General features: G+C 65.5%; 21 protein-coding genes and 2 pseudogenes. 6 read left to right on the forward strand and 17 right to left on the reverse strand.

Features of this window, described 5'->3' with window-relative positions; genetic code table 11:
• Nucleotides 1-399 precede the first annotated feature (399 nt).
• The 5 genes from QSJ97_RS22955 (at nt 400) to QSJ97_RS22975 (ending at nt 2,875) form a co-directional block, all read left to right on the forward strand.
• On the forward strand, nt 400-726 hold the full coding sequence (locus QSJ97_RS22955; protein ID WP_285674744.1) for a DUF2793 domain-containing protein: 327 nt from the start codon (nt 400-402) through the stop codon (nt 724-726).
• A gap of 171 nt (nt 727-897) precedes the next feature.
• Nucleotides 898-1,077, forward strand: a complete 180-nt coding sequence (locus tag QSJ97_RS25120) for a hypothetical protein (protein ID WP_352231138.1) — start codon at nt 898-900, stop codon at nt 1,075-1,077.
• A gap of 176 nt (nt 1,078-1,253) precedes the next feature.
• A complete protein-coding gene (locus QSJ97_RS22965; RefSeq protein WP_285674746.1) occupies nt 1,254-1,541 on the forward strand; it encodes an ArsR/SmtB family transcription factor in 288 nt (95 codons plus the stop codon).
• Entirely contained in the window at nt 1,538-2,596 is a 1,059-nt protein-coding gene (locus tag QSJ97_RS22970; protein WP_285674748.1) for a permease, read from the forward strand. The genes QSJ97_RS22965 and QSJ97_RS22970 overlap by 4 nt, the downstream gene beginning before the upstream one ends.
• A gap of 42 nt (nt 2,597-2,638) precedes the next feature.
• Nucleotides 2,639-2,875: a thioredoxin family protein gene (locus QSJ97_RS22975; RefSeq protein WP_285674749.1), complete on the forward strand. Its 237-nt coding sequence runs from the start codon at nt 2,639-2,641 to the stop codon at nt 2,873-2,875.
• Nucleotides 2,876-3,141: 266 nt separating this feature from the next.
• Here QSJ97_RS22975 and QSJ97_RS22980 read toward each other — a convergent pair whose 3' ends face one another.
• The 4 genes and pseudogenes from QSJ97_RS22980 to QSJ97_RS22995 all read right to left on the reverse strand — a co-directional run bounded on the left by QSJ97_RS22980 (nt 3,142) and on the right by QSJ97_RS22995 (nt 5,283).
• Nucleotides 3,142-3,507: an IS3 family transposase gene (locus tag QSJ97_RS22980; protein ID WP_285674750.1), complete on the reverse strand. Its 366-nt coding sequence runs from the start codon at nt 3,505-3,507 to the stop codon at nt 3,142-3,144.
• Nucleotides 3,508-3,680: 173 nt separating this feature from the next.
• Nucleotides 3,681-3,881: pseudogene (locus QSJ97_RS22985) on the reverse strand (transposase); the annotation flags it as partial.
• 155 nt (nt 3,882-4,036) lie between these two features.
• A pseudogene (locus QSJ97_RS22990) lies at nt 4,037-4,291 on the reverse strand (transposase); the annotation flags it as partial.
• A 179-nt stretch (nt 4,292-4,470) separates the two neighbouring features.
• Nucleotides 4,471-5,283 carry a nitrilase-related carbon-nitrogen hydrolase gene (locus QSJ97_RS22995; RefSeq protein ID WP_285674751.1) on the reverse strand — a complete coding sequence of 271 codons (813 nt, stop codon included), beginning with the start codon at nt 5,281-5,283 and terminating at the stop codon, nt 4,471-4,473.
• A 70-nt stretch (nt 5,284-5,353) separates the two neighbouring features.
• Between QSJ97_RS22995 and QSJ97_RS23000 the strand changes: the two genes are divergently transcribed.
• Nucleotides 5,354-5,752 carry a hypothetical protein gene (locus QSJ97_RS23000; protein WP_285674752.1) on the forward strand — a complete coding sequence of 133 codons (399 nt, stop codon included), beginning with the start codon at nt 5,354-5,356 and terminating at the stop codon, nt 5,750-5,752.
• Here the strand turns inward: QSJ97_RS23000 and QSJ97_RS23005 are convergent.
• From QSJ97_RS23005 to QSJ97_RS23065, 13 genes are all read right to left on the reverse strand, one after another.
• Nucleotides 5,719-6,756 carry an extracellular solute-binding protein gene (locus QSJ97_RS23005; RefSeq protein WP_285674754.1) on the reverse strand — a complete coding sequence of 346 codons (1,038 nt, stop codon included), beginning with the start codon at nt 6,754-6,756 and terminating at the stop codon, nt 5,719-5,721. The genes QSJ97_RS23000 and QSJ97_RS23005 overlap by 34 nt on opposite strands.
• Before the next feature lie 21 nt (nt 6,757-6,777).
• The gene (locus QSJ97_RS23010; protein ID WP_285674755.1) at nt 6,778-7,581 is read right to left on the reverse strand and encodes an ABC transporter permease; all 804 of its coding nucleotides are present in this window, start codon (nt 7,579-7,581) and stop codon (nt 6,778-6,780) included.
• Nucleotide 7,582: 1 nt separating this feature from the next.
• Nucleotides 7,583-8,512, reverse strand: a complete 930-nt coding sequence (locus QSJ97_RS23015) for an ABC transporter permease (RefSeq protein WP_285674756.1) — start codon at nt 8,510-8,512, stop codon at nt 7,583-7,585.
• Entirely contained in the window at nt 8,512-9,609 is a 1,098-nt protein-coding gene (locus QSJ97_RS23020) for an ABC transporter ATP-binding protein (protein ID WP_285674757.1), read from the reverse strand. Before QSJ97_RS23020 ends, QSJ97_RS23015 begins: the two co-directional genes overlap by 1 nt.
• 504 nt (nt 9,610-10,113) lie before the next feature.
• Nucleotides 10,114-10,260 carry a hypothetical protein gene (locus tag QSJ97_RS23025; protein ID WP_285674759.1) on the reverse strand — a complete coding sequence of 49 codons (147 nt, stop codon included), beginning with the start codon at nt 10,258-10,260 and terminating at the stop codon, nt 10,114-10,116.
• 18 nt (nt 10,261-10,278) lie between these two features.
• The gene (gene argE, locus QSJ97_RS23030) at nt 10,279-11,421 is read right to left on the reverse strand and encodes an acetylornithine deacetylase (protein WP_285674761.1); all 1,143 of its coding nucleotides are present in this window, start codon (nt 11,419-11,421) and stop codon (nt 10,279-10,281) included.
• A gap of 46 nt (nt 11,422-11,467) precedes the next feature.
• Entirely contained in the window at nt 11,468-13,537 is a 2,070-nt protein-coding gene (locus tag QSJ97_RS23035; RefSeq protein WP_285674762.1) for an oxidoreductase, read from the reverse strand.
• Between the two features lie 89 nt (nt 13,538-13,626).
• Entirely contained in the window at nt 13,627-14,565 is a 939-nt protein-coding gene (locus QSJ97_RS23040) for a LysR family transcriptional regulator (protein WP_285674763.1), read from the reverse strand.
• A gap of 31 nt (nt 14,566-14,596) precedes the next feature.
• On the reverse strand, nt 14,597-16,093 hold the full coding sequence (locus QSJ97_RS23045) for an aldehyde dehydrogenase (protein WP_285674764.1): 1,497 nt from the start codon (nt 16,091-16,093) through the stop codon (nt 14,597-14,599).
• A 16-nt stretch (nt 16,094-16,109) separates the two neighbouring features.
• Nucleotides 16,110-16,784, reverse strand: a complete 675-nt coding sequence (locus QSJ97_RS23050; RefSeq protein ID WP_285674765.1) for a DUF1028 domain-containing protein — start codon at nt 16,782-16,784, stop codon at nt 16,110-16,112.
• Nucleotides 16,785-16,788: 4 nt separating this feature from the next.
• Nucleotides 16,789-17,205, reverse strand: a complete 417-nt coding sequence (locus QSJ97_RS23055; RefSeq protein ID WP_285674766.1) for a RidA family protein — start codon at nt 17,203-17,205, stop codon at nt 16,789-16,791.
• A 51-nt stretch (nt 17,206-17,256) separates the two neighbouring features.
• Nucleotides 17,257-18,399, reverse strand: coding sequence for an aromatic ring-hydroxylating oxygenase subunit alpha (locus tag QSJ97_RS23060; RefSeq protein WP_285674767.1), 1,143 nt, complete (start codon nt 18,397-18,399; stop codon nt 17,257-17,259).
• A gap of 14 nt (nt 18,400-18,413) precedes the next feature.
• The gene (locus QSJ97_RS23065; protein WP_285674768.1) at nt 18,414-19,688 is read right to left on the reverse strand and encodes a flavin-containing monooxygenase; all 1,275 of its coding nucleotides are present in this window, start codon (nt 19,686-19,688) and stop codon (nt 18,414-18,416) included.
• Between the last annotated feature and the right edge of the window lie 154 nt (nt 19,689-19,842).

Raw genomic sequence — 19,842 nt, forward strand, 5'->3', positions numbered from 1 at the left:
TCCTCCAGAGAGCGCGAGCCTACCCCGCTGCACGATCGCTCAAGACGCGTCCCTCAGTCCGAACTCCCCTGACCGGGAAGCCCGGAATCCGTGACCGGATCAAATCGGAATCGCTGACCGGATAGGCTCGGAATGCCTGACCGGATACGCCCGAAATGCGCACCTGTCAGAGCAACCCGGCTTGAGGCGAGCTGGTACCAGCTTGCGAAGAGGCCGACTCGCGAGAGGCAATCCCTCGGACGCCATTTTTTGACTCTCTGCCGAAGAAGGCAGGAGGCAGGCTTGGGGCGGACAGTTGCGCTTCGAGAAAACGCCTCCGCGGTCGATCTGAAACGGCTCGTGCGGGAGAGCCGGATGCGGACCGGATGCGCCGGCTGCTGGCGCAGGCGGTGATCCTTCATGGCGGCAGCCGGGCCAAGGCCGTCGAGACCGGCGGCGGCGGAGGCCAGATCGCTCGACGGCGTCGTGCACCTCGCGGTCCTCGATCGCGATCTGACAGCACCTCCAGCCAGCCCGGCGGATGGTGGCCGCCACATCGTCGTATCCGGCGCCACCGGCGACTGGGCGGACTGGGATCTGGATGTCGCGCCCTGGACCGGCGGCGCCTGCCTGACCATGACGTCACTCGCGATCGGCGACACCGTCGAGCCGCAGGGACTCTTGCGGGCGGCCGACGGCCATTTCGCCGCGGACCACACCATGTTCTGGGGCGCGAAGATCGGCTGATCCACGACCAGGGGAAATCACCATGACGCCGCCCCGCTCCGAACAGGGTTTCGTCCGCGTGCCGAAGGCCGAGTTCGAAGCCATCCGCACTGCCGCCGCCGAGGCCGGTGCCAGGCGGGCGCTGGCCGATGTCGGACAGAGGGTCCCGAGGCGGCGCTCGACATCCGGGATCTGCGCTCCCTCCTCGACTACCTGCGCTTCGTGCGCCGCACCGCCATGCAGGGTGGGCGCGGGGGGGTCGAGGTTGCGCAGGGCGTCCTGGCCGAGACGCAGACCGCCGTCCTGCCGCTTGTCCCGCACGCTGTCATGCGAGAGCGAGAGCAGGCGCGGGCATGTGGATCACCGCCGTGATTTCGGCTCAATGCGCAAGTTCCACGGGATGTCGACGATCTGTCACTGCCAATTCCGGCCTGGGCAGCATGGAGCAGGTCCCGCCGCGGTCGGCATTTCCTTCGTGAGCGCCGGAGCCTGACGGTGGTTGATAAGGATCAATGCGCATATGCGCTGCAACGCATAGTCATTCGACCATGCAGGACGTACTTGCCGCCATTTGCGACCCGACTCGCCGCGCCGCGCTCGCCCTGCTCTGGGATGGGGGTGAGCATTGCGTCTGCGAATTGATGGCACGGCTCGACGCGAGCCAGAGCCGGATGTCGCGGCACATGAAGGTGCTGCGCAAGGCCGGCCTCGTGCTCGACAGGCGCGACGCGCAATGGGTGCGCTACCGCCGGAACCCCAACCTCGCGCCGGAATTCGCGGCCGTGATCGACGCCGTGCTGAGCGCCGAACACAATCTTGAAAGGAAGGTCGCATGACCGTCGAAACACATGACCCCGCACCGCATCGCGGCACACCGGACTGGCTCTGGTATGTAGGCGTGCCCGCCGTCGGCGTGGTCCTCTACATGCTCTATGGCCAGCTGATCCCGATTTCGGAATGGGTGACGGCGCTGTTTCCGGTAGCGCGCGACAGCCACACAGGCGAGGCCATCGCCTTTTTCGTCTACGACGTGCCGAAGGTGCTGCTGCTGCTGACGGGCATCGTCTTCGTCACCGGCGTGCTGCGCAGCTGGTTCAGCCCGGAGAAGACCCGCGCGATCCTTGCGGGCAAACGCGAGATATGGGGCTATCCGCTGGCCTCGCTTCTGGGCGTGCTGACGCCGTTCTGCTCGTGCTCATCTGTGCCTCTCTTCATCGGCTTCGTCTCGGCGGGCATCCCGCTGGGGGTGACGTTTTCCTTCCTGATCGCAGGGCCGATGGTGGGGCCGGTGGGCCTCGGGCTGCTCTACGGCCTCGTCGGCTGGCAGATCGCCACGATCTACCTCGTCTTCGGCTTCACCATCGCCACCGTCGCGGGCTTCGTCCTCGGGCGCATGGGGCTGGAGCGGCACCTGCAGGACTGGGTGCGAGAACTGAACGCGGGCCCCGTCGGAGATCTGCCCGAGGTGCGGCTGACGCTTGTCGACCGGCTGAAGATCGGCGCCGAACAGGTGCGCGAGATCGTCGGCAAGGTCTGGATCTGGGTGCTGGTCGGCATTGGCATCGGCGCGACGATCCACGGCTATGTCCCCGAGGCGATGATGCTGCGGATCATGGGCGGCGAGGCCTGGTGGTCGGTCCCGGCCGCCGTCGTGGTCGGCGTGCCCATGTACACCAACGCCGCCGGCGTCATCCCGATCGTCGAGGCGCTGCTGGGCAAGGGGGCCGCGCTCGGCACGACGCTGGCCTTCATGATGTCGGTGATCGCGCTGTCGCTGCCCGAGATGATCATCCTGAAGCAGGTGCTGACCCTTCGCCTGATCGCGATATTCATCGCCGTCGTCGCGTCGGGGATCCTCGCCACCGGATTTCTGTTCAACTTCCTGCTGTGAGCGCCCCTTCTGTCCGGCGCCCTCCTCTGAAAGGACACGTCCATGAAAACCGTCAAGGTCTACGGCCCCGGCTGCAAGCGCTGCCAGACGACCGAAGCCATGGTCAGGGAGGCCGCCGCCAGGCTGGGCGTCGCGGTCGAGGTCGAAAAGGTGACGGATGCGCGGTCCATCGCCATGGCGGGCGTCATGTCCACGCCAGGGGTTTCTGTCGACGGCAAGCTGGTCCATGCCGGCGGCCTGCCGGATGCGGGGAACCTCGAAGGCTGGCTCCGCGCCTGATCCGCGCCCCGGGGTGCCGCCATCGTCCCTGTCGCCCCGACCTTCGCCCGCGCCGACGTCCTCGAAGTCCAACCTGTCACGGACGATGTCTCGGCCATCGCCGGCCCGTTGGAACGGCGCAGTCCGGAAAGCCGCGCCAACAATGCGACTTTCTGGCTGATCGTGACGCCCGAGGGGGGTGCTGATCGACCCCGGCGGGTCGTGGCGGGGTGCCGAGATGCTGCATGCGGCCATACGCACCGTCACCGATCAGCCGGTGGTCCATGTCATCGACACGGGCGGACAGGATCACCGCTGGCCGGGCAACGGCTGCTGGCAAGCGCAGGGCGCAACGGTGATCGCCCCGGAAACGCAAGCCAGACGACATCGGGCGCGACGGCCTCGACGTTGCGCTCCAGGAGGTTCGGCGCGATCGCTTGGGAATGCCGGCTGTCGGTGGTGATCGGCGCCGTTCGCTTTCTGCGCGGCCGGCGCATGCCGTTCGATGCTTCGCGCCCATCCCTGCGGGATGTCATAAGCTTGGCCACCATCCGCTTCGAGAGGCGATGGCCCCGGTTGCGCAGCTCCGCATGAACCCGGGGCGCTCCGTAGCGGCGCTTGCTGGCTTCGAAGGTCGTCCGGATCTCCTCCACCAGCTCCGCGCAGCACCGAGCGCCCGGCACAGGACGCGGATCGAATGCGTGCCCGCCCGGGCGGCGAGGACGTCGCGAAGCGGCGCGCGCGAAGCGTGGAGCTTCGCCCTCATTGGCTCAAGGCCCACCGAGCGAAAAAGCCGAGGCCTTGCGCAGAACCTCCACCTCCTCCTTCAGCCGCCTTTTGTGCGGCGAAGCTGCGCCAGTTCGGCCGCCTCCGCCCTCTGGGCGGCGATCGCCGCCGATGAGCCGGCCGCATCCAGCTCAAGCTTCCAGATCTTCAGCTGCGTCGTAGTCACACCCGGCTCCCCTGCCACGCTGGCCAAAGTCGCTCCAGGCTCAGACAGACGCCCGATCGCCTGTTCCTTGTACTCCCGCGTAAACCGTCACCTCACCCGCTTCGTCATTCTCGTCCTTCCAGGTCGGTTCGTACTTTACCGCCCGGTCCGGGATCAGGGAGCAAGGTCAGTCGAGCATGGACACGCCGTCAGTGCCGCCGCCCGCTGCTGCCAGGGCGTCGTCAGCCGTTGCCTAGGTGATCCTTCAGAACCACCTTGTCGAGCCCGGCCTCGGCAAGCAGGCGCTTCAGACCGGCGTTCTCCTGCTCGAGCGTCTTCAGCCGCCGGCGGGCCGGGGCGTCCATGCCGCCGGACTTCGACTTCCACTTGTAGAACGTCGCCGGATCGATCCCATGTCGACGGCACACCTCCGCCGTCGCCATGCCGCACTCCTGCTCCGCTAGGATCGCGATGATCCGTTCCTCGGGGAATCTGTTCTTGCGCAGCGTCCGTCTCCTTCTTGACGGAACCTCACATCAGCTGAGGAAACCAGCGGGGCTAAGGCCAACAGTCTTCCCGCACACTGAAGCCCCTCACAGGCGCTGCGGCGCCCTTTTGGCAGTGTGGCACATTTCACAAGAGCGGTCGTTCGGGTCTTGGCGGACAGGTGCCGCCGCACCCCTGGTCAAGGCTTCCCGATAGCTTCAGCTCGGCGCTGCATGCCTTTAGCCATGGCTTCTTCTACGTAGTCAATTCGTGCCGGCGCGGTCGACAAGGGCGCGTGAAGAGGGCCACGGAACCCTGGGGCCGCTACAGTGCGCGAGCTTGAATCCGGTCCGCAGATCTGGCTCTTGCCGATGAAGGTGAGCACCGCCTCGGCCTCGATCCGGTTGCCATTGACCACGGAGATGCCGTTCTCGATCGCCCGCGCAGGGACAAGGAAGTCCGCAACATCATGTTCGGGCGCCATCAGGGCTCTGGGAACCAGCACGGTATCGGCGCCCAGCATGGCAGCCTCGCGGACGAGCTCGGGAAACTCGATATCGAAGCAGATCAGGACGCCGAACCTGCGACCCCCATAGTCGAAGATCAGGGGGCCGGCGCCGGAGGAGAAAACCGAATTCTCGCAATCTCCGTATAGGGCGCGCTTGCGATAGGTCAGCGGTCCGGGCGATTCCGGCAGGAATAGATGCGCCGCGTTCGCCACCCAGTGCGCCGTGTGCTGATAGGACCCGATCACGAAGGCGACACCCGATCGGTCGGCAATCCGAGACAGGCGCGCCAGGTGGTCCTGGGTGACCGACCGGGCAATGCCGGGCACCTCAGCTGCGGGCCAGTGGTAGCCTGTCAGGTAGCATTCGGGGAACGCCAGAAGCGCGACACCCGCACCGCATGCCTTCGCCGCGACGCGACCAACCTGATCGATCACCTCGGAGATGGTGCCGGGAGGGGTCTCATCCTGCCATAGGCCGACGCGAAGGTCATGAGGCTGGGTCATGCGCCCTCGAAGGCTTGCAGCAGGTTCACGGCATCGATCCGAATTTCTACCGACGGCAAGGCCCCCTTTCATGACGAACGGCATTGGCGCCTTTGCCAAAGGCCTCGGTCAGGCTGGCATCGCCCTCAGATCCCGTTTCATTCCAGCGGCTCAAGGCGCTGCGCGGGAGAACGACGTGATGCTGCGGATGGATAGCGAGGATAGGACCCATGCCGAAATCCCCGGGTTCAGGAACCGGGGAGAGATCCTGTTCCCGGACCCGCGCGACCACGTACCCTGCTCGCGGCGGGCGTTCGAACGGCTGGACGGGCTCGCCGCCGAAGGGCGCGGTCCGCGCGTCGCGCCACCTGTGTCCCGTGATGTGGACCGCTTCCATGCGCTTCCCGTCCGACCCGCAACGAACCGCGCGCCGGCGGGCGGCGCGCGGTATCTCGGTTACTTCTTCAGCGCGGTCCAGATGCGATCGTAGACTTCCTGGGTCTGCTGGTCGCAGACCTCGATGAAGACGCCGGCGCCCGCAGTTTCCGGCGGGTTGGATTCCGGCTGGGTGGCCAGCTCCGGGTCCATGTGCTCGCCCGCGCCGGTCACGCCCGCGCCATAGCGCGCGTAGTTCGACACCGCGGCGATGTTTTCCGGCTCCAGCAAGAAATCCATGAATTTCAGCGCATTCTCCCGGTTCGGCGCGTCCTTCAGCAGGACGACATTGTCCATCCAGACCACGTAGCCCTGCGTCGGGAAGGCGTATTCGACGTTCGCGCCCTCGGCCCGGGCCTTGGCGCCGAAGCCGTCATAGATCTGGCCCACCGCCACGTCGCCGGAGACCAGCACCTCCTTGGCGGTGTCGGAGTTGAACGAGGCCCAATGCTGCTTGGCCTCCTGCAGCATGTCGTTCAGCGCCTTCAGCTGCTCGCGGTCGGTCGAACACTGGGGAATGCCCATGTGCAGCGAGGCCATCGCCAGAACCTCGCCCTGGCTGTCGAGCATGTTGATCTTGCCCGAGAGCTCGGCAGGCGGATTGAACAGGATATCGGTGGTGTTGATGTCGCCTTGATAGACGTCGCGGTTGACCATGAAACTGGTCGAACCCCACTGATAGGGGATCGAATGCCTACGGCCGGGGTCGAAGGCCGGGTCGGCCCATTTCGGCGCGATGTTGCCCTTGTTGGACAGTTCTCCCTCGCCGATGGTGTCGAGCAGCCCTTCGCCGGCCATGATCTTGACCATGTAGTCACCCGGCACCGCGACGTCATAGGTGCCCATCGCCCCGGCCTTGAGCGAGGCCAGCAGCGCCTCGTTGGAATCGTAGGTGTCCATGACGATCTCGACGTCGTGCTCTGCGGCGAACTTGTCGAGCAGCTCCTGGGGGATGTATTCGAACCAGTGATAGATCGCGAGCTTGCCTTCCGCCTGCGCGGCGCCGGCAGCGGCCAGTAGTGCCGAGGCGGCGATGGTCGATTTCAGGATGTTCTTCACATTGCTCTCCGTTGCTGGAACTCAGTTGTCTTTCTTGCCGACGAAATACGAGACCGTGACCATGATGATCGAAAAGCCGACGAGCATGGTCGAGATCGCCATGATGTTGGGCTTGAGGCCCTGTTTGACCGCACCGAAGATCGCAGTGGGCAGGGTTTCGACACCCGCGCCCTTGACGAAGTTGGTGATGATGAAATCGTCGAGCGAGATGATGAAGGCCAGGAGGTAGCCGGACACGATCCCGGGCATCATCAGGGGCAGCAGAACCCGGGTGAAGGCCTGCCGTTTGGTGGCGTAGAGGTCCAGCGCCGCCTGCTCATAGGTATCCTCGATCCCCTGCATCCGGGCCGAGATCGGCAGGTAGGCAAAGGGGATGCAGAACGCGATATGCGCGAGCAGGATGGTCAGTGTCCCGCGCTCGAAGCCGATGGTGTTGAAGAAGATCAACGTGGCCACCGCCGTGACGATCTCGGGCACCATCAGCGGCAGCGAGATCAGGCCGAGAGACAGGACCCGCAGGCGGAACCTGCCGCCCCGGATCATCGCCGTGGCGGCAAGGGTGGCGATCGCCGTGGCCACAGTGGCGGCGGTGATGGCGATGATGAAGCTGTTGCGCGCCGCGAGCTTGAACTTGGCGCTTTCCGGGCCGGTGAAGACATCGGCGTACCAGCGCAGCGAAAACCCTTCCCAGTTCACGATCGAGGCCGAGGCGTTGAAGCTGTAGACAGCGACGACCATGAGCGGCAGGTAGAGGATCAGCAGGCAGAGCACCGTCAGCTGCACGAAGCCGGGATAGGATTTCACATCGAACCTGGCCCTGGACATGTCAGCGCTCCTCGCCGCCGGCGCGCGCCTGCTGGCGCGCATAGATCATCAGGATGACCAGCACCATCGACAGCAGGATCATCGAGGCCGCCGCGCCGAACGGCCAGTTGCCGGCATTGCCCTTGAACTGCTCCTCGATCAGCGACCCGATCATGAAGTTCTTGGCCCCGCCCAGCAGGTCCGGCGCGAGGAAGGCGCCCAGCGACGGCACGAACACCAGGATGCAGCCCGCAATCACGCCGGGCCTGACGGCGGGCAGCACGATGCGGCGCAGCGTGGTCCATTTCGAGGCGTAGAGGTCGGCCGCCGCCTCGCTGAGCGAGAAGTTGTACCGTTCGACCGCGGCATAGATCGGCAGCACCATGAACGGCAGGTAGGAATAGAACAGGCCGATCTGCACCGCGAAGTTGGTGTTGATCATCTGCAACGGCGCGTCGGCGATCCCGGACCAGACCAGGAAATTGTTCAGCGGCCCTTCCTCGCGCAGCATGAAGCGCATGGACACGGTGCGGATCAGCAGGTTGACCCAGTAGGGGATGGTGATCAGGAACACCCAGAGCGGGCGGACGCGGGCGGGCCGCGTGGCGATGAAATAGGCGGTGGGAAAGCCGATGACGAGGCTCAGGATCGTCGCCAGCCCCGCCTGCCAGATCGACCGCCAGAAAATGTTGAGATAGGTCCACTCGATGCTGCAGGGCTCGTCGCCGAAAAGCCCGCGATCGCAGAAGAACTGGTCGTAGGCGGCAAAGGTGAATTCCCAGATCACGCCGCCGCGGAACTCCTTGGTCAGGAAGGAATAGACCAGCATGAGCAACACGGGCACCAGCACGAGAATGCTCAGCGTGACCCATGTCGGGAGCAGCAGCCAGGTGCGGGCCTCCTTGTAGGTGTCGCCCTGCGTGCCGCCGCCGCCTGCCGCGCCGCCCGCCATCAGTGGGCCAGAAGGCGTGCGGAGCCGAACTCGACATCGACGAACACGTCGCTGCCGGGCTCGAAAATTCTCGCCTTCCCCCTGTCGGAGTTCTGGGTCCGCACCGTGAGCCGCATGCCGCCGTCGAGGCCCAGGATGCTCTGGACATCGGTGCCGACATAGACGTTCTCGATGACCCTGGCGCGGAAGTTCTCGGCCTCGATCATCTCCTGGTGCAGCTTCATCCGCTCCGGCCGGATCGACATGTGCCCGGACTGGCCGACCCCGATCCCCGGCACGGCATCGCAGGTCAGGGTCAGCCCGTTATCAAAGGCGCACAGCACCCGGCTGCCGTCCTTTGCCTTGACTGTGACGTCGATGAGATTGGTCTCGCCGATGAAGTCGGCGACAAAGCGGTTTTCCGGGCGCTCGTAGATGTCGCGCGCCTCGCCCAGCTGCTGCACCTCGCCGGCGGACATCACCGCGATGCGGTCCGACATGGTCAGCGCTTCCTCCTGATCGTGGGTAACGAAGATGAAGGTGATCCCGGTCTCGCGCTGCAGGTGCTTCAGCTCCAGCTGCATCGCCTTGCGAAGCTTCAGATCCAGCGCCGAAAGCGGCTCGTCCAGAAGCAGCACCTTGGGCTGCGGTGCCAGCGCGCGGGCCAGCGCCACCCGCTGCTGCTGGCCGCCGGACAGCTGCGACGGCTTGCGCTCCGAAAACTGAGACAGCTGCACCATCTCGAGGATTTCGCCCGCGCGCCTGCGCGCCTCGGCCTTGCCGCGCCCGAGCATCTCCAGCCCGAAGCAGACGTTCTCCAGAACGTTCATGTGCGGAAACAGGGCATAGTTCTGAAAGACCGTGTTCACCGGGCGCTTGTTGGGCGGCAGGTTTTCGATCTCGTCCCCGAAGAGGAAGATCTCGCCCTCCGTGACATCCTCGAACCCGGCGATCATCCGCAATAGCGTGGTCTTGCCGCATCCCGAGGGCCCCAGCAGGGTGAAGAACTCGTTGTCCCGGATGGACAGGGTGATCGACTTGAGGGCGGTGAAGTCGCCGTACCTCTTGACGGCCTTGCGCACGTCGATCGCATGGTCGGTACCGTCGGACACTTGCATGTTCCCCCAAGGGCAGCTTGATGACCTGGCAACTATAGAAATCGCCGCTTCAGGCGTTGAGTCTTGACTCCCTCATCCTGAGTTAGCCTGCGCCTAAGCCAATTCGGCTTTTTTTGCCCAACAGTTAGGCAAAAGCGGCCGGATCAGCCGGGTTTTCCCTCAAGCGCGAGTATGGCGGCGTAGTGGTCCGGGCGCCGGTCGCGGAACAGGCCCCGGTTCGCCCGATACGAGCCTGTCCCTTTGGGATTGCCCCGAGCCTCCCTGCTCAGGCCGGGTGTCCGGTCGAAATGGAGGCCGGTTCTTGCGGGATGTGCTGTTACCGGTAGTGACCCACAATGTCGCCATCCGCATAGGGTTGAAGAAACCCTGCCTCGCACGCTCGCAGACCGAGACCGGCGGGACGACGCGCAGATCCCTGGCCAGGGCAGAGAAATGCCGAATGACGCAGGGGCCACCCGGGGCGCGTGCATGCCGGAAGGACGCCGGCGACCGGATTGCGCGGAATCAGGGCGTTTCGACAAGCTCTTCCAACAGGAAGACCTGTGCCCCGTCTTCGGCGGCGCGCTGCACCAGCGCCTCGGCCCGTGCGGCATTGTCGTCGATGTCCCGGCGGCCGGGCATCCGGGTGGCGGCCGCCGCAAGGTTCCTCATGTGCGGCCTCCTTCCCGGTCAGCCGCGCAGATCCTCCACAACGCGCTCCAGCATGGCCCGGCATGCCTCGAGCTGCGAGGTCTCGATGAACTCATCCGGCTTGTGGCCCTGACCCGACATGGAGCCGGGGCCGCAGACGAGCGTGGGCACGCCCATCTCCTGAAACACTCCGGCCTCTGTGCCGAAGGCGACCTTGGTGAGGTGTTCCGTCCGCGCGAACCGCCTGGCAAGCCCGACGGCCGGATCCTCCCCGGCAATGTCCAGGCCGGGATAGGCGGTCAGCGTTTCCAACCGGATACCGGCAGCAGCACCGTGGCGCGCGGCGATGCCTTCGGCCGAGGCCCGGATCCGCGCGAGAAGCTCCTGCGGCGCATCGGCGGCGAGGTGGCGCAGTTCGAAGGTCAGCTCCGCGTGATCGGGAACGATGTTCAGCGCCCGCCCGCCAGAGAGCAGGCCGACATGCACCGTGCTGTAGGGGATGGCGTAGGCGTCGTCTCGCGCGCCGCCATGCGCCAGGCTCGCCTGCAACGCGCGAATGGCGACCACCAGATCGGCGGCAAGGTCGAGCGCGTTGACGAAATTTGGCGCGAGGGCGGAATGGCCGGATTCGCCGCGGCAGACCGCCCTGAGCGCAACCTTGCCCTTGTGCCCGGTGGCGACGGCCATCTCGGTGGGCTCGCCCACGATGCAGAGCCGGGGCGCACCGAGCAGCGCGGGCAGCACAGGGCGCATCTCCTGGATGCCAACGCAGCCGATTTCCTCGTCATACGACAGCACAAGCATCAGCGGCGCCCGCAGGCGGGCCTGCGCGGCCCTGTTCGCGGCCTCCAGCATGCAGGCGACAAAGCCCTTCATGTCGGTGGTTCCGCGTCCGAACACCCGGCCTCCCTCACGGGTCAGCGCGAAGGGGCGGCGGCTCCAGTCCTGTCCCTCGACGGGCACCACATCGGTATGCGCCGAGAGCGCGATGCCGCCCTCCGTTTCGGGACCGATGACGGCGACAAGACCGCTCTTGCCCGGCTGACTGCCCGCTATCGGCGTCACCTTGGCGCCGCGCGTGGCCAGGAAATCCGAGATGTAGTCCATCATGTCCCGGTTGGGCCGCGCGCTGACCGTATCGAACCCGATCAGCCGGTCGAGGATGTCGAGAATGTCGCTCATTGCAAGGTGTCCGAGGTCCCGGCGGAGAAGGGGAAGGGCTCGCGAGTCACTCGGCGGCCAGCTCCGTGATTTCGCGGCGGAACGGCAAAGCGTCGCCGATATCCTCGCCATCCAGCTCGCGCGCATAGCGGTGGCCTGCATAGGTGGCCCAGGCAATCGGACCCGGCGCATTGGCGTCACCGATGATCCTGACCGACTTGATGCCGGCATCCGCCCAGTCCGCTTCGCGCGCCTTGAGGTCGAGATAGAGCCCGTTCGTCTCCAGCCGCGATGCCACCATGACCACGGCGTCGCAGGCGAAATCCTGCGTGCTGCCGGTATAGCTGCAGTCGGACACAACATGCCCCTCGCCGATCTCGACGACCCCGCGATTGAGCACGATGTTCACCCCCATCCGCGCGAGCTTCCGGTGGATCGCATGCTGTTCCAGCGTGTTCACCGTCCAGTCCGAGAGATAGGCCGAGGGCGTGATGATGGTGACGTCGCAGCCTTCCTGCACCAGAAGCTCGGCCAGGACGCCGCCCATGTAGTAGTGATCGTCGTCGTAGATCACGACGCGCCCGGTTGGCCTTTGCCCGGCCATGATATCGTCGGGCGTGCAGACCGGCATCGCCGCGTCGATCGGAAACGGCACCACGTGCTGGCGGCTCACCCCGTCCCTGCGCCATGTCGCGCCAGTGGCTATGCAGACGTTCTCGAAGCCGAACTCCAGGATCGCATCTGCATCCAGCTCGCTGTCGAAATAGGTCTCGACATTGGGTTTCTGGCTGATCTGGTATTCGCGGTAGTCCGCCACGCGCCCCCAGGCCGACAGCCCCGGCAACAGGCGTTCGCGCGCCACGCGCCCGCCCAGCACGGTGCCGGCCTCGGCCAGCGCCACGTCATAGCCGCGCTCGGACAGGGCCCGCGTCGCCTCCAGCCCCGCCGGGCCGGCGCCCACGACCAGCACGTTGGCGCTCTGGCCCCTGGCGTTCATCTTCTCGGGATGCCAGCCCTTGCGCCATTCCTCCATGAAGGTGGGGTTCTGGGTGCAGCGGCTGATCGACATCGTCATGTCGCCGGTGATGCAGATGTTGCAGCCGATGCATTCGCGGATGTCTTCGATCCGGCCTTCCTCGATCTTCTTGGGCAGGAAGGGATCGGCGATGGACGGCCGCGCGCAGCCGATGAAATCGAGCGTGCCGGTGCGGATCATCCTGGCCATCACATCGGGCGAGGTGAAGCGGCCGACGCCGACGATGGGCCTGTCGGTCAACTCGTGGATCCCGCGCACCAATTGCTCCTGCGCGGCTTCTTCCTTGAACCGGGACGGGCCCGAGCAATCCTCCCAGGTGCCCTGAGCCAGGTCCCAGAGATCCGGCAGGTCGCGGTTCATCTCGATGAAATCGCGGACCTCGGCGTTGGAGAAGCCCAGATCGCCGATGGTCTCGTCCAAGCTGACCCTGAGCGTCAGCGCCATCGTGTCGCCCACCGTATCGCGCAGGTCTGCGATCACCTCGCGCACGAAGCGCGAGCGGTTCTCCAGCGAGCCGCCGTATTCGTCGCTGCGCCGGTTGGTTGCGCGGCTCAGGAAGTGCTGGAAGATGCCGAAGCCATGCGCGCCGTAGAGGCAGATCACGTCGAAGCCTGCCTCACTGGAGCGCCTCGCGGCATTGACGAACCAGCGGCGCAGGTTGCGGATGTCGGTCTTGTCGAGCGCGCGGGCCTGCACGGGATCGTTGGTGAAGGTCCGGATCGGCATGGCCGAGACCGCCAGAGGCACCTCCTTGGAATAGAGGTTCGGCCCGTTGATGCCGGAATAGGCCAGCTGGATGCCCGCCAATGCACCATGCGCCTTCATCTTCTCCGCCATCTTGCGCAGTTGCGGGATGTCCTTGTCCTCCCACAGGCGCAACTCGATGAAGGGGGTGATCTCCGAGGTGTGGTGCATCTCGCATTGCTCGGTGAAGATCACGCCCCAACCGCCCTCGGCCTTGATGCCGCGCATCGCGGCGGCAGCCGAAGGGTCGCGATACCCGCCGCCATTGCAATGCGGCACCTGGTAGAACCGGTTCTTGGCGGTCACCGGCCCGATCTTCATCGGTTCGAACAGAATATCATAGCGTTGGTCGCGCACGTCTCGCTCCTGCATCTTGTTGGGCAGAAGGATATCGAGCCGCCTGGCAGGGAAAAGGTGGTGTTGCGGAAGCGGCGCTTAGGCGGAACCTAATCGGCCGCGGCGGGCGTAAGGCCGGGGAAGGCGCCGGTCTGGTACTGCTGCCGGCAGTGGCCGACAAAGGCGCGGATCACGCTCGACTGGTCGGCGTCGGTGGGCATGAGGAGCCCCATGCGCATCGGGCGGACCTTGCCGCGGATCGGGATATAGTGCAGCGGCTTGCCGTCGGGAGCGCGGTCGCTGAGGAACGGGACATTGGCGATGGAAAACCCGAAGCCATTGGCCACGAGGCTGCGCATGACCGCCATGTCCCGGGTCCGTTCCGCGACCACCGGCGGCACGCCGGCAGACACGAAGAACGACAGGAAATACTCCGAAGAATAAGGCAGATCGACCAGCACCATCGGATGTTCTGCCAACTCATCGACCGACACCCCGTCGGCACCGACAAGCGGATGCCCGTCGCCGATGATGGCATATGGCGGCAGTTCCAGCAGCGTTTCGAACACCAGATCGGCGGGCAGCTGCAGGTCATAGGTCAGCGCGACGTCGATTTCGGCCCGGCGCAGGGCGCTGAAGATCTCCGCCTGGTTCAGCTCGGTCTGGCGGCAGCGGACCTCGGCGTATTCCGCCTGAAAGCTCTGCCGCACCGAAGGCAGCACGAGCTGCGCAAAGGTGACAAGGCAGCCGATGTTGAGCTCCCCGCGCACAGCGCCCGAGATGTCGCCCGCCAGATCGACCAGCGCGTTCGCCTCGCGCAGCACCACCTGAACCCTTTCGAGCATCTGCTTGCCGGCCTGCGTAAGCGACAAGCCCTGCGCGTGCTGGCGCACGAACAGCGGGATGCCGAACTCCTTCTCGAGCTGCGAGATCGCGGCCGAGATCGACGGGGACGACACGTTGACCCTTTCCGAGGCCAGCGCGATCGAGCCCATCTCGCCGACGGCTACGAAGTATTCCAGTTGGCGCAGAGTGAAGCGTAAGGGCATTTGCACATTTTTACGCTGAACCTGCACGGTTTCAAGCCTTGTACTTGATCCAGGTGGTCTTGAGCGCCGTGTACTTGTCCAGCGAATGCAGCGACAGGTCGCGGCCGAAGCCGGACTGCTTCATGCCCCCGAAGGGCGTCATGGCCGAAAGCGCCTCGACGGTGTTGACCGACACGGTGCCCGCCATCAATGCGTCGGAGACCCGGAGCGCACGGCTCAGATTGCCGGTCCAGACCGAGACGGCACGGCCGTAGACCGAGTCGTTGGCCATGCGGATCGCCTCGTCCTCGGTGTCGAACGCGATGACGGCGAGCACCGGGCCGAAGATCTCGTCGCGCGCAAGCGGATCGTCGTGCGCCACCTCGTCGAAGATCGTCGGCTGCACGAAGCAGCCCCTGCCGTCGACCGTCACCCGCTCGCCGCCCGCGACCAGCTGGGCGCTCTTCTTTCCGGCCTCGACAAAGCGCATGATCCCATCGGTCTGCCGGGCGTCGACGATGGCGCCCATTTTCGACGCCGGGTCCAGCGGATCGCCGGGCTGGGTCGCGCGGGCGCGCTCGATCACCTTCTCGGCAAGCGCATCCTTCAACGAGCGCTCCACGTAGAGCCGCGAATTGGCCGAGCAGACCTCGCCCTGATTGAAGAAGATGCCGAATGCCGCCATATCCGCGACCGCGTCGAGATCCTCGCAATCGGCGAACACCAGGTTGGGGCTCTTGCCGCCGGTTTCGGGCCAGACCTGTTTCAGGTTGGACTGACCGGAATGTTCCATGAATTTCTTGCCGATGGCGGTGGAGCCGGTGAAGGCAAGGCAGTCGACATCCATGTGCAGCCCCGGCGCGCGGCCCGCGGTGGCTCCGTATCCCGGCACCACGTTGAACACGCCATCGGGCACCCCGGCCTCGCCGGCCAGTTCCGCCAGCCGCAGGGCCGAAAGGGGCAATTGCTCGGCCGGTTTCAGCATCACGGAACTGCCCGCCGCCAGCGCCGCCGCGCCTTTCCATGTTGCCAAGTCGAGCGGGAAGTTCCACGGCGTCACCGCGCCGACGACGCCCAGCGGCACCCGCCGCACCAGCGCCAGATCGCCCTTGCCGGTGGGGGCCACCTCGTCAAAGACCTTGTCGATGGTTTCCGCGTACCACTGGAAGAAATGCGCCGAGCCGGGCGCATCGACAGTGGCCGCGTCCGTGACCAGCTTGCCCATGTCGAGACTGTCGAGCAGGGCCATTTCCTCGAGGTTGTCGCGGATCAGATCGGCCAGCTCGAGCAGCACAGACTTGCGATGGCCGGGATCGGCACGCGACCAGCTGCCGGTTTCGAAGGCGCGGCGGGCGGCGGCGGCGACGCGGTCCACATCCTCGGCATCGCATTCGGCGACCTCGGCAAGCACCGCGTCGGTTGCCGGGTTGACCGACCGGAATTTCTTGCCGGACGCCGCATCGACGAACCGCCCGTCAATGAAGGCCTTGTCGCGAAACGTCAGCGCTTCGGCGCGGCTCTTCCAGTCGTCAAGGGTGTGGTCGAGCATGATCGGTCTCCGACTGTCAGTCGTCGCCGGGCACGCCGTAGGAGGGTGCTTCTCGCGGATCGAGCGCGCGCTGGATGTAGGCGTCAAGCTGCGGCTTGTAGACGTCCCAGGCGGTGGCGATGGCCTCGATCGGGCAATCCTCGGTCCAGTCGCAGCGCAGCTCGGCCACCGGCCAGCTGACCTTGTCGACGATCAGCATCCCCGCCGAATGCACCGGCCCGGCCTCGCCCCCGGCGGCGAGACCCGCGCGCATCGCCGCGATCAGCCGGTCGCCGATATGACCCGTCGCGGCCAGAAAACCGTCAACGATGGCCTGCGGCACGCCCTCATTGGCCAGAAGGTTGCCGCCCGAGGCCACGTTCTCGCCCTCGGCCTGGGTCCAGATGCCCAGCGAGTTCGGCCCGGAGTGGATGGCGGTCCGCCCCCGCGCGTCGATCGCAAGCACCTGCCGGTACTCGATGAACGCGGCCCTCGCCCTGACCTCCGCAATCGCCTCGGGCGCGCTCAGTCCGCCTTCCATGAGATCCAGCGCCAGCGGTCCCAGCGTCGGGTCGGTCACGTTCTGCGACGCCACCGCGCCGACACCCGCCCGGGCATAGGCGCAGCGCGCCGCAACGGCGGGCGAGGACGACGAGATCGCCATGCCGAACATGCCGGTCTCTTCGCAGCGGGCGACAAGGGAGAACGTCATCGGGTCACTCCGGGATGACGGCGGTGCCGTCGATCTCGACCAGCCATTCGGGCCGCGCCAGCGCCTGCACCACGAGGCCCGTCGAGACCGGATGCACGCCCCTGATGTATTCCCCCATGGTCCGGTACACCGCCTCGCGGTGGCGGACATCGGTGATGTAGACCACCACCTTGACCAGATGCTCCATGCTGCCGCCGGCCTCTTCGATCAGCTGGCGGATGTTCTGCATCACCTTGTGGGTCTGCTCGACCGGGTCGTGGCTGTCGATGTTCTTCGCATCGTCGAGGTTCTGCGGGCACTGGCCGCGCAGCCAGACGATCCTGCCGCCCTGCGTGACCACGGCCTGGCAGAGATCGTTGTCGAGGTTCTGCTCGGGATAAGTCTCGCGGGTGTTGAACTTGCGGATGCGGGTATGGGCCATGAGAGCTCCTGTCAGGGGATGGATGATGCCAGGGTGACCGGGCAGCGGGGATCAGGCGGAGCGCCCCTGTTCGAGTCTGGCCATCAGGTACTGGGCAAAGTCATAGTTCGGGCGTTCAAGGTGGCTCAGATGCCCCGGAACCGCGTGATCCGAGCACAGGCCCCTGTAGACCTTCTCGGTGCAACCGCGATCTTCGACGTTCACATCGTCAAGCAGCGTCTTGAGCGCCTCGAAATTGCTTTGTGCATCTTCGTCGCCCGCGTAATCGTCCGACATGCCGCCGCCGAAGCGAATATGAACCTGCCCGGGGCCTTTGGGATGAAGGCTCAGATACCAGAAATAGCCCGGCGTCAGCGTGATCAGCAGGCTAGGATAGATGGCGAGCAGGAAGGTCGTGCGGCGCTCGTCGCCCTTCAGCCGGTCATTCGACGGATGCGCCATGGCGATGCGCAACTGGTCGTCCTTGAGGATCGTGTGATAGTTGAAGGCAGGCCGGCCGGGCGGGCAGACCATGTCCTCCAGCTTGGACAGGCCGCCGATGGTGCCTGCGTGACAGACCGGCAGGTGATAGCTCTCCATGAAGTTCTCGGCCAGAACTTTCCAGTTGGTGTCCCAGACATGCTCTTCGTAGAAGGTCTCGGTGTAATTGGTCATGTCATACCCGGCGACAAGGTCTTCGACCTCGGCCAGTTGTTCCGCGACCGAGGGCGTGTCCTCGTTCAGGCAGATGAAGACCCAGCCCAGCCACTCCTCGCAGCGGATTTCGGGCAGTCGATACTGATCCTTGCAGAAGCCGGTGTTCCGCGTCATCGCCGGCGCGCCGCGCAGCGAGCCATCGAGATTGTAGGTCCAGGCGTGGTAGGGGCAGACGATGGCGCGGGTCGTCCCGCGGCCATGCAGCAATGTCGACATACGGTGCAGGCAGACGTTGGACATGGCCCGCAAGGCGCCGTCGCGGTGGCGAATGACGATGATCGGCTGACCTGCCAGCTCGCACGTGGTGTAATCGCCCGGATTGGCTAGGCTATCGGCCCGCCCGACACAGAACCATTCTCTGGAAAAGATGTGCGTCAGCTCTTCCTTCAGAAACGCATCGGACGTGTATACCGACGGCGGCATCGCGCGCGCCGTTTCGAACGGTTGCGCGGCGCTTCGGCGCAGGTCTCCAACCGGGTCGACATGATCTTTTGCCACGATTTCTACTCCTGTCAGCTTTCTACCATCTGGCGCACGGAGGGGCCGCGATAGGCACGGTACTTGCGCTGGATGGCAATCTGTTCGGCCACGTATTTGGCATCATGCCAAACGCCCCAAATGAAGGTCGAGCCTCGCCGCGACTGCCACGGCAGGCCGAGGAAATAGATCCCCGGTTCGGACGACACGCCGCGCTGATGCCGGGGCCGGCCCTTCTCGTCGAAGGCATCGACCTTCATCCAGCCGAAATCCTGCCGAAAGCCGGTGGCCCAGATGATGGTGGAAATGCCCGCTTCCTTCAGGTCCAGCTCCCGGATCGGATCGGTCAGGCAGTCCGGGTCCGGCAATACCGCGCGCGCCTCCGGCTCCTGCGGCAGATCGAGCCCGTTGCGCGCGGCATAGGCGTCGGCAAGGTCCAGCATCTCGGAATAGCTGGCATCGCCCGCCGCGATGTTGGTTCCCAGATCGTCGCGGAAACCGACGACACCTCGGGTGCAGGCCTCCGTCATGCCGAGCAGCGTCACCCCCTCCTGCGCGAGGCGGCGGAAATCCATGGTCTGGCCTCCATAGGCGCCGCTGACCGAGATCGTCACATGTTCCTTGCCGGGTTCTGCCGCTGCCGTGTCCCACAAGCCCAGCACGCCCAGCCACCAGCAGAAATCGCGTCCGCGATAGGCGCGCGGCGGGCGTTCGTGCGGGCCCACCGACAGATACACCTTCCGCCCGGCGCGATTGAGCTCGTCGGCGATCTGCGCGCCAGACGATCCGGCGCCAACCACCAGGACGGCGCCTCCGGGCAGCCGATCGGGCGTCTTGTAGTGGTACGAGTGAAGCTGCGTGACGGTTTCATCCTCCGGCACCACCGGCGGAATCACCGGATGCTGAAACGCGCCGGTTGCCGCAACCACGTTCAGGGCCTCGACCTTGCCCTGCGATGTCTCGACAGTGAACCCCGGGCGGCCCATGTTGCGCTCTGCCCTGAACACCTCGACCCCGGTGCGGATCGGCGCGTCGATCATGCGCGCGTAGTTCTCCAGGTAGGTGGCGACGGTCTCCTTGCCGGGGAATCCATCCGGGTCACAGCCTTCGAATTCCATGTTGGGAAAGCGGTCATGCCAGGCCGGCCCGTTGGCCACGAGCGAATCCCACCGTCCGGTCCGCCATGCCTCCGCGACGCGGTTCTTCTCGACGACGATGTGGGGAATGCCGTGCGACTTCAAATGCTCGCTCAACGCGATACCCGCCTGCCCGGCACCCACCACCAACGTATCCGTCTTCTCAGTCGACATTGCACATCCCTGATGCTTCGAAGTTTGAACCGATCGCCCGCGGCTCGCCGCGGCATCGTTTTGCCGAGCCCAAGGTTTCATCTTTGCTTTCGTCGGAAAATCATTGTCTGGCTCATCGTGACTTAGGGTTTGGCTAACCAGAATCGCGCTCTGC

This window comes from Paralimibaculum aggregatum (assembly GCF_030270585.1).
GTDB classification, from domain to species: Bacteria; Pseudomonadota; Alphaproteobacteria; order Rhodobacterales; family Rhodobacteraceae; genus Thermohalobaculum; species Thermohalobaculum aggregatum.

Coding starts and splice junctions, on each gene's coding strand:
- QSJ97_RS23020 (WP_285674757.1), bottom strand. CDS start 9,609: ATGCAAGTGTCCGACGGTACCGACCATGCGATCGACGTGCGCAAGGCC.
- QSJ97_RS23040 (WP_285674763.1), bottom strand. CDS start 14,565: ATGCCCTTACGCTTCACTCTGCGCCAACTGGAATACTTCGTAGCCGTC.
- QSJ97_RS22965 (WP_285674746.1), top strand. CDS start 1,254: ATGCAGGACGTACTTGCCGCCATTTGCGACCCGACTCGCCGCGCCGCG.
- QSJ97_RS22970 (WP_285674748.1), top strand. CDS start 1,538: ATGACCGTCGAAACACATGACCCCGCACCGCATCGCGGCACACCGGAC.
- QSJ97_RS23010 (WP_285674755.1), bottom strand. CDS start 7,581: ATGTCCAGGGCCAGGTTCGATGTGAAATCCTATCCCGGCTTCGTGCAG.
- argE (WP_285674761.1), bottom strand. CDS start 11,421: ATGAGCGACATTCTCGACATCCTCGACCGGCTGATCGGGTTCGATACG.
- QSJ97_RS23015 (WP_285674756.1), bottom strand. CDS start 8,512: ATGGCGGGCGGCGCGGCAGGCGGCGGCGGCACGCAGGGCGACACCTAC.
- QSJ97_RS22975 (WP_285674749.1), top strand. CDS start 2,639: ATGAAAACCGTCAAGGTCTACGGCCCCGGCTGCAAGCGCTGCCAGACG.
- QSJ97_RS23045 (WP_285674764.1), bottom strand. CDS start 16,093: ATGCTCGACCACACCCTTGACGACTGGAAGAGCCGCGCCGAAGCGCTG.
- QSJ97_RS23055 (WP_285674766.1), bottom strand. CDS start 17,205: ATGGCCCATACCCGCATCCGCAAGTTCAACACCCGCGAGACTTATCCC.
- QSJ97_RS22995 (WP_285674751.1), bottom strand. CDS start 5,283: ATGACCCAGCCTCATGACCTTCGCGTCGGCCTATGGCAGGATGAGACC.
- QSJ97_RS23050 (WP_285674765.1), bottom strand. CDS start 16,784: ATGACGTTCTCCCTTGTCGCCCGCTGCGAAGAGACCGGCATGTTCGGC.
- QSJ97_RS22955 (WP_285674744.1), top strand. CDS start 400: ATGGCGGCAGCCGGGCCAAGGCCGTCGAGACCGGCGGCGGCGGAGGCC.
- QSJ97_RS23025 (WP_285674759.1), bottom strand. CDS start 10,260: ATGAGGAACCTTGCGGCGGCCGCCACCCGGATGCCCGGCCGCCGGGAC.
- QSJ97_RS23065 (WP_285674768.1), bottom strand. CDS start 19,688: ATGTCGACTGAGAAGACGGATACGTTGGTGGTGGGTGCCGGGCAGGCG.
- QSJ97_RS23000 (WP_285674752.1), top strand. CDS start 5,354: ATGACGAACGGCATTGGCGCCTTTGCCAAAGGCCTCGGTCAGGCTGGC.